General features: G+C 69.3%; 6 protein-coding genes. All 6 read left to right on the top strand.

The window, feature by feature from the left end; translation table 11 throughout:
* Positions 1 to 388, top strand: a 388-nt coding sequence (locus tag C5F48_RS20840; RefSeq protein ID WP_146170680.1) for an ABC transporter permease, incomplete at its 5' end; no start/stop codon positions are given.
* The gene (locus C5F48_RS20845) at positions 388 to 1,308 is read left to right on the top strand and encodes an ABC transporter permease (RefSeq protein ID WP_107665698.1); all 921 of its coding nucleotides are present in this window, start codon (positions 388 to 390) and stop codon (positions 1,306 to 1,308) included. The genes C5F48_RS20840 and C5F48_RS20845, both read left to right, overlap by 1 nt.
* Positions 1,309 to 1,360: 52 nt before the next feature.
* Complete coding sequence (locus C5F48_RS20850; protein ID WP_107665699.1) at positions 1,361 to 2,983, top strand: ABC transporter substrate-binding protein; 1,623 nt, start codon at positions 1,361 to 1,363, stop codon at positions 2,981 to 2,983.
* A gap of 4 nt (positions 2,984 to 2,987) precedes the next feature.
* A complete protein-coding gene (locus C5F48_RS20855) occupies positions 2,988 to 3,947 on the top strand; it encodes an acetamidase/formamidase family protein (RefSeq protein ID WP_107665700.1) in 960 nt (319 codons plus the stop codon).
* On the top strand, positions 3,944 to 5,713 hold the full coding sequence (locus C5F48_RS20860; RefSeq protein WP_107665701.1) for an ABC transporter ATP-binding protein: 1,770 nt from the start codon (positions 3,944 to 3,946) through the stop codon (positions 5,711 to 5,713). Before C5F48_RS20855 ends, C5F48_RS20860 begins: the two co-directional genes overlap by 4 nt.
* Before the next feature lie 93 nt (positions 5,714 to 5,806).
* Positions 5,807 to 6,466 carry a response regulator gene (locus C5F48_RS20865; protein ID WP_107665702.1) on the top strand — a complete coding sequence of 220 codons (660 nt, stop codon included), beginning with the start codon at positions 5,807 to 5,809 and terminating at the stop codon, positions 6,464 to 6,466.
* Positions 6,467 to 6,635 lie beyond the last annotated feature (169 nt).

A 6,635-nucleotide genomic window follows, 5' to 3' on the forward strand; every position in this document is an offset into this window, starting at 1 on the left:
GCAGACGGCGCGGGTGATCTATACCGAGACCACCGCCCTCGCCGAACGCGAGTTCATCGCCGCCGAGCGCACGCTGGGCGCGGGGACGGGGCGCATCCTGTTCCGCCACATCTTGCCGCATCTGGTGCCGACGATCATCGTCTGGGGCACGCTCGGCATCTCGACCACCGTGCTTCTCGAGGCGACGCTGAGCTATCTCGGCGTGGGCGTGCAGCCGCCGACGCCGAGCTGGGGCAACATCATCTTCGAGAACCAGACCTATTTCCAGGCCGCGCCCTGGCTGGTCTTCATCCCCGGCGCCGCGATCCTCCTGCTGGCGCTGGCCTTCAACCTCGTCGGAGACGCGCTGCGCGACGTGCTCGACCCGACCCAGCGGGGACGCGAGTGATGCCGGTCTATCTTGCCCGCAGGCTGATCCAGTCGGTGCTGATCCTGCTCGGGGTCTCGCTGATCACCTTCTTCCTGCTCTACGTCCTGCCCGCCGATCCGGTGCGCCAGATCGCCGGACGCTCGGCCACGCCTCAGACCGTGGCCAACATCCGCGCGCAGCTCGGGCTCGACCAGCCCTTCCTCGTGCAATACGGTCGCTACCTCGCCGGGCTGGTGCAGGGCGACATGGGCCGCAGCTACCTGCAGAAGACCGAGGTCGCGACGCTGATCTGGTCGCGCCTGCCGGCCTCGCTGCTGCTCATGGCGGGCGGCATCCTCTGCGAGCTGGTCATCGGCCTCACGCTCGGCGTCATCGCGGCGCTTTGGCGGGGGCGGGCGCTGGACCAGGGGCTGATGGTCGGCAGCTTCGTCGCCGTCTCCGCCCCGCAATTCGTGGTCGGGCTGCTGCTCCTCTACGTCTTCGCGGTGAAGCTCGGCTGGTTCCCGATCGGCGGCTACGGCACGGCGGCGCATCTGGTGCTGCCGGCGATGACGCTCGGCATCCTCGGCTCGGGCTGGTACGGCCGGATGATGCGCTCCTCCATGGTCGAGGTGCTGCGCGCCGATTACATCCGCACCGCCCGCGCCAAGGGTTTGACCCGCGGCCGCGTCATCCTGCGCCACGCTTTGCCCAACGCCATCCTGCCGATCATCGCCATGATCGGCATCGACATCGGCGTGTTCATGGGCGGCATCGTCGTGGTGGAGAGCGTCTTCGGCTGGCCCGGCATCGGCCAGCTGGCCTGGCAGGCGATCCAGCGCGTCGACATCCCGATCATCATGGGCGTCACCCTCGTTTCCGCCACCGCCATCGTCATCGGCAACCTGATCGCCGATCTGGTGGCCCCCTTCATCGACCCGCGCATCCGCCTTCGCTGAGCGCACCCGTTCAACCAGAAGCCCGCAAAGGGCGATCCAACAGGAGGACTACATGAAGCACTGGCTCACCAGCACGGCCCTCGCCCTCTGCCTCGCCACCCCGGCGCTGGCGCAGGAGTATCAGCCCGATCCGAACGCCAAGGCGGGGGGCTCGATCACCGTCACCTACAAGGACGATGTGGCGACGCTCGATCCGGCGATCGGCTATGACTGGCAGAACTGGTCGATGATCAAGTCGCTGTTCGACGGGCTGATGGACTATGTCCCCGGCACCACCGAGCTGCGCCCGGGTCTGGCGGAAAGCTACACGCTTTCCGAGGACGGGTTGACCTACAGCTTCACCCTGCGCCCCGGCGTCACGTTCCACAATGGCCGCGAGATGACCGCGGAAGATGTGAAATACTCGCTCGACCGCGTGACCAACCCGGCGACCCAATCGCCCGGCGCAGGCTTCTTCGGCTCCATCGCGGGCTATGACGCCATGGCCACCGGCGGCGCGACCGAGCTTGCCGGCGTGAAGGTGACCGGCCCGCTGACGGTGGACATTACCCTGTCGCGGCCCGACGCGACCTTCCTGCATGTCATGGCGCTGAACTTCGCCTCCATCGTGCCGAAGGAAGCCGTCGAGGAAGCCGGCGCCGATTTCGGCAAGCTGCCGGTCGGCACCGGGGCCTATAAGCTTGGCGAATGGACCATCGGCCAGCGGCTGGTCTTCGAGAAGAACGCCGACTACTGGCGCGACGGTGTCCCCTATCTCGACAGCGTGGTCTTCGAGGTCGGTCAGGAGCCGATCGTCGCGCTCTTGCGCCTGCAGCAGGGCGAGGTCGACGTGCCCGGCGACGGCATCCCCCCGGCGAAGTTCCAGGAGGTGATGGCCGACCCCGAGCAATCCGCGCGGGTGATCGAGGGCGGGCAGCTCCACACCGGCTACATCACGCTGAACGTGACCCAGCCGCCCTTCGACAAGCTCGAGGTCCGCAAGGCCGTCAACATGGCGATCAACAAGGAGCGGATCACCCAGATCATCAATGGCCGCGCCAAGCCCGCGACCCAGCCGCTGCCGCCGTCGATGCCGGGCTATACCGAAGGCTACGAGGGCTACGCCTATGACGTCGAAGGCGCCAAGGCGCTCTTGGCCGAGGCGGGCGTCGCCGAGGGCTTCGAGACCGAGCTTTTCGTGATGAACACCGACCCGAACCCGCGCATCGCCCAGGCGATCCAGCAGGATCTGGCGGCCATCGGCATCAAGGCCTCGATCCAGAGCCTCGCCCAGGCCAACGTCATCGAGGCGGGCGGCGCGGGCACCGCGCCGATGATCTGGTCCGGCGGCATGGCCTGGATCGCCGACTTCCCCGATCCCTCCAACTTCTACGGCCCGATCCTCGGCTGCTCGGGCGCCGAGGAAGGCGGCTGGAACTGGTCGAAGTTCTGCGACGCGGCGCTCGATGCCAAGGCCGTCGAGGCCGACAGCATTGCCGATCCGGCCAGGGTGGCGGACCGCATGAAGCTCTGGTCCGATGTCTACATGGGCGTGATGGAGCAGGCGCCCTGGGTGCCGGTGTTCAACGAGCAGCGCTACACCATGAAATCGGCGCGGATGGGCGGGGCGGATGCGCTCTATGTCGATCCGGTGTCGATCCCGGTGAACTACGACTACGTCTACGTGACCGAGTGATCCCATGTGCAAGGCCTGCAACTACACCATCCACGGCGCGCAGCACCACTTCGGCTGGGACAACAGCCTGACGCCTGCCGAGCGGGTGGAGCCGGGATCGACGATCCTGTTCCACTGCCACGATTCCTCTGCGGGCCAGCTTGGCCCGCAGTCGACCGTCGCCGACGTGGCAGCCCTCGACTTCGGCAAGATCAACCCGGTCTCGGGTCCGATCTACATTGAAGGCGCCGAGCCGGGCGATGCGGTGAAGGTGACGCTGGAAAGCTTCGCGCCGCAGGCGCAGGGCGGCAAGGGCTGGGGCTGGACGGCGAACATCCCGGGCTTCGGCCTGCTCGCCGACCAGTTCACCGAGGCGGCGCTGATCAACTGGAGCTTCGATCCCTCCAGCATGGCGCCCGCGCTCTGGTCGAAGGAAGGCCGGGTGCCGCTGAAACCCTTCACCGGCACCATCGGCAACGCGCTGGCCGAGCCGGGGCTGCACTCGGTCGTGCCGCCGCGCCGGGTCGGCGGCAATCTCGACATCCGTGACCTTTCGGCCGGCAGCACGCTCTGGCTGCCGGTCGAGGTGGCGGGGGCCCTGTTCAGCGTGGGCGACACCCATGCGGCGCAGGGCGATGGCGAGGTCTGCGGCACCGCCATCGAAAGCCCGATGGATGTGGTGCTGACGCTGGATCTGGTGAAGGGCGCGAACCTCAAGACCCCGCGCTTCCAGACCTCCGGCCCGGTGACACGGCATCTCGACGCCAAGGGCTACGAGGTGACAACCGGCATCGGCCCCGACCTGATGCAGGCGGCGCGCGAGGCGGTGGCCAACATGGTCGACCATCTCTGCGCGACGCGCGGCATGGCGGCGGTGGAGGCCTACATGCTGGTCTCGACCTGCGGCGACCTCCGGATCTCCGAGATCGTCGACATGCCGAACTGGGTCGTCAGCTTCTACTTCCCGCGCTGCGTCTTCGAATGAGCGGGATCGCACCAGAAACGGGGGCGGCCGCCGCCCCCGTGCTCTCTGTCGAGGGGCTGACCGTTTCCGTCCGCGCCGGCGGGGTCGAGCGCCCGCTGGTGGAGGGGCTCTCCTTCACCCTGCGGCGCGGCGAGACGCTGGCCATCGCCGGCGAGAGCGGCTCGGGCAAGTCGATCACCTCGCTCGCCATCATGGGCCTCCTGCCGCCGCCCGCCGTGCGCGCCTCGGCGGGGCGGGTTCTCCTCGACGGCACGGACCTTCTGGCGCTGCCCGAGGCGCGGATGCGCGCCATCCGCGGCGACCGCATCGCCATGATCTTCCAGGAGCCGATGACCTCGCTGAACCCGGTGATGACCATCGGCGCCCAGCTCGTCGAGGCGCTTCGCGCGCATGAGCCGCTGTCGCGCCGCGCGGCGCAGGCCAAGGCGCTCGCCGCGCTGACCTCGGTGCGCATCTCGCAACCCGAGCGGCGGCTGACGCAATATCCGCACGAGCTTTCCGGCGGCATGCGCCAGCGGGTGATGATCGCCATGGCGCTGGCGCTGAAGCCCGACGTGCTGATCGCCGACGAGCCGACCACCGCGCTCGACGTGACCGTGCAGCGCGAGGTGTTGGACCTCCTGCGCGACCTGCAGCGCGAGACCGGGACGGCGATCGTGCTCATCACCCATGACATGGGTGTGGTGGCCGAGATGGCCGACCGGGTCATCGTGATGAACGGTGGCCGCATGGTCGAGGAGGGCCCCGTCGCCCGCATCTTCACCGATCCCGCCGCCGACTATACCCGCGCCCTCCTCGCCGCCGTGCCGCGCATGGGCAAGGGTGAGCCGCGCGAGACCGCCGCTTCCGTCCGTGCGGCGCCGGTGGCGCGGCTGCTCGACGTGTCGGTCGGCTTCGATATCCACGGCGGTCTTCTCGGCCGCACCACCCACCGCGTCCATGCCGTCGAGCATGTCAGCTTCGAGATCCGCCCCGGCGAGACCTTCGCTCTGGTGGGCGAATCCGGCTGCGGCAAGTCCACCATCGCCAAGGCGCTGGTCGGCCTCGCGCCGCATGAGGGCCATCTGGAGGTGGCGGGCCGCGCTCTCTCCGGTCTCGACAGCGCCAGCCGCCGCGCGATCTGCCGCGACGTGCAGATGGTGTTCCAGGACCCGATGGCGGCGCTCGATCCGCGCATGACCGTCGGCGATCTGGTGGCCGAGCCGCTCTTGATCCACGGCATCGGCACCCCGGCGGAGCGCCGCGCCCGGGCCGAGGATCTCTTCGCCCGCGTCGGCCTGCCGCGCGAGGCGCTCGACCGCTACCCGCACGAGTTCTCCGGCGGCCAGCGTCAGCGGATCTGCATCGCCCGGGCGCTGGCGCTGAACCCCAAGCTGATCATCTGCGACGAAAGCGTCTCGGCGCTCGACGTCTCGGTGCAGGCGCGGGTGCTGGAGCTTCTGGCCTCGCTTAAGCGCGAGTTCGGCGTGGCCTACCTGTTCATCAGCCATGACATGGCGGTGGTGGAGAACATCGCCGACCGGGTGGCGGTGATGTATCTGGGCCAGATTGTCGAGACCGGCACCCGCGAGCAGGTCTTCGGCAATCCGCAGCACCCCTACACCCGCCGCCTGATCGACGCGGTGCCGGTGCCCGACCCGGCCTTCGTCCGCCCGGCGGGGGTGAGGCTGTCGGGCGAGATCCCGAGCCCGATCCATGGCGTCGGGCAGGGGCCGCAGCGGGTCAACTTGGTCGATCTGGGCGGGGGGCATCTGGTGGCCGCCTGAGCCCGCACCCGGACCCGGCGCCCGCACCCCGTGCTTGACGCGCCGCCTATCCCGGCCGCATGTCGGGGGAGGGCGGCGCGAGGGGAAAGCGGCATGCGGATCTTGCTGGTGGAGGATGACGCCGGGCTCGGGCCCGCGGTGCGCGACCAGATCGCCGCCGAGGGCCATACCCCCGACTGGGCCGAGACGCTGGCCGACGCCGGGGCCTGTTGCGACACCATCGCCTATGACCTGATCCTGCTCGACCTGATGCTGCCCGACGGGCGCGGGCTCGACTTCCTGCGCCGGCTTCGGGCGCGCGGGGCCGCCACGCCGGTGATCATCCTGACGGCGCGCGACCGGATCACCGACCGGATCGACGGGCTGAACGCTGGGGCCGACGATTATCTGGTGAAGCCCTTCGACCTGGCGGAGCTTTCGGCCCGGATCGGGGCGGTGGCGCGGCGCTATGCCGGCAATCCCAACCCGCTGGTCAGCCTAGGCGCGCTGCGCATCGACCTCGCCTCGCGGGCGATCCACGGGCCGGAGGGGCAGATCGACCTTAGCCAGCGCGAATGGGCGATCTTCGAGGCGCTGCTGCAGCGGCCGGGCAGCATCGTGTCGAAGGCGCAGATGGAGGAGCGGCTCTATTCCTTCGACGCCGAGGTCGAAAGCAACACGATCGAGGTCTATGTCAGCCGGCTGCGCAAGAAGCTGGGCCGCGACGCGGTGCAGACGCTGCGCGGGCTCGGCTACCGGCTGGGCCGGCCATGACCCCGCGCAGCCTGCGCCGCGACCTGGCCCTGCGGCTCTCGGTAGGGCTCGCGGTGCTCTGGCTGCTGGCAATGACGGCGGCGGGGGTCATCCTGCGCGAGGAGATGGACGAGGCCTTCGACAGCGCCCTGCAGCAGACCGCGGGACGGTTGCTGCCGCTGGCGGTGGT

The organism is Cereibacter changlensis JA139, from assembly GCF_003034985.1.
GTDB lineage: Bacteria > Pseudomonadota > Alphaproteobacteria > Rhodobacterales > Rhodobacteraceae > Cereibacter > Cereibacter changlensis.

Bases quoted from the DNA above. Each gene is read 5' to 3' on its own strand.
- C5F48_RS20860 (WP_107665701.1), top strand. From the start codon at position 3,944: ATGAGCGGGATCGCACCAGAAACGGGGGCGGCCGCCGCCCCCGTGCTC.
- C5F48_RS20865 (WP_107665702.1), top strand. From the start codon at position 5,807: ATGCGGATCTTGCTGGTGGAGGATGACGCCGGGCTCGGGCCCGCGGTG.
- C5F48_RS20845 (WP_107665698.1), top strand. From the start codon at position 388: ATGCCGGTCTATCTTGCCCGCAGGCTGATCCAGTCGGTGCTGATCCTG.
- C5F48_RS20850 (WP_107665699.1), top strand. From the start codon at position 1,361: ATGAAGCACTGGCTCACCAGCACGGCCCTCGCCCTCTGCCTCGCCACC.
- C5F48_RS20855 (WP_107665700.1), top strand. From the start codon at position 2,988: ATGTGCAAGGCCTGCAACTACACCATCCACGGCGCGCAGCACCACTTC.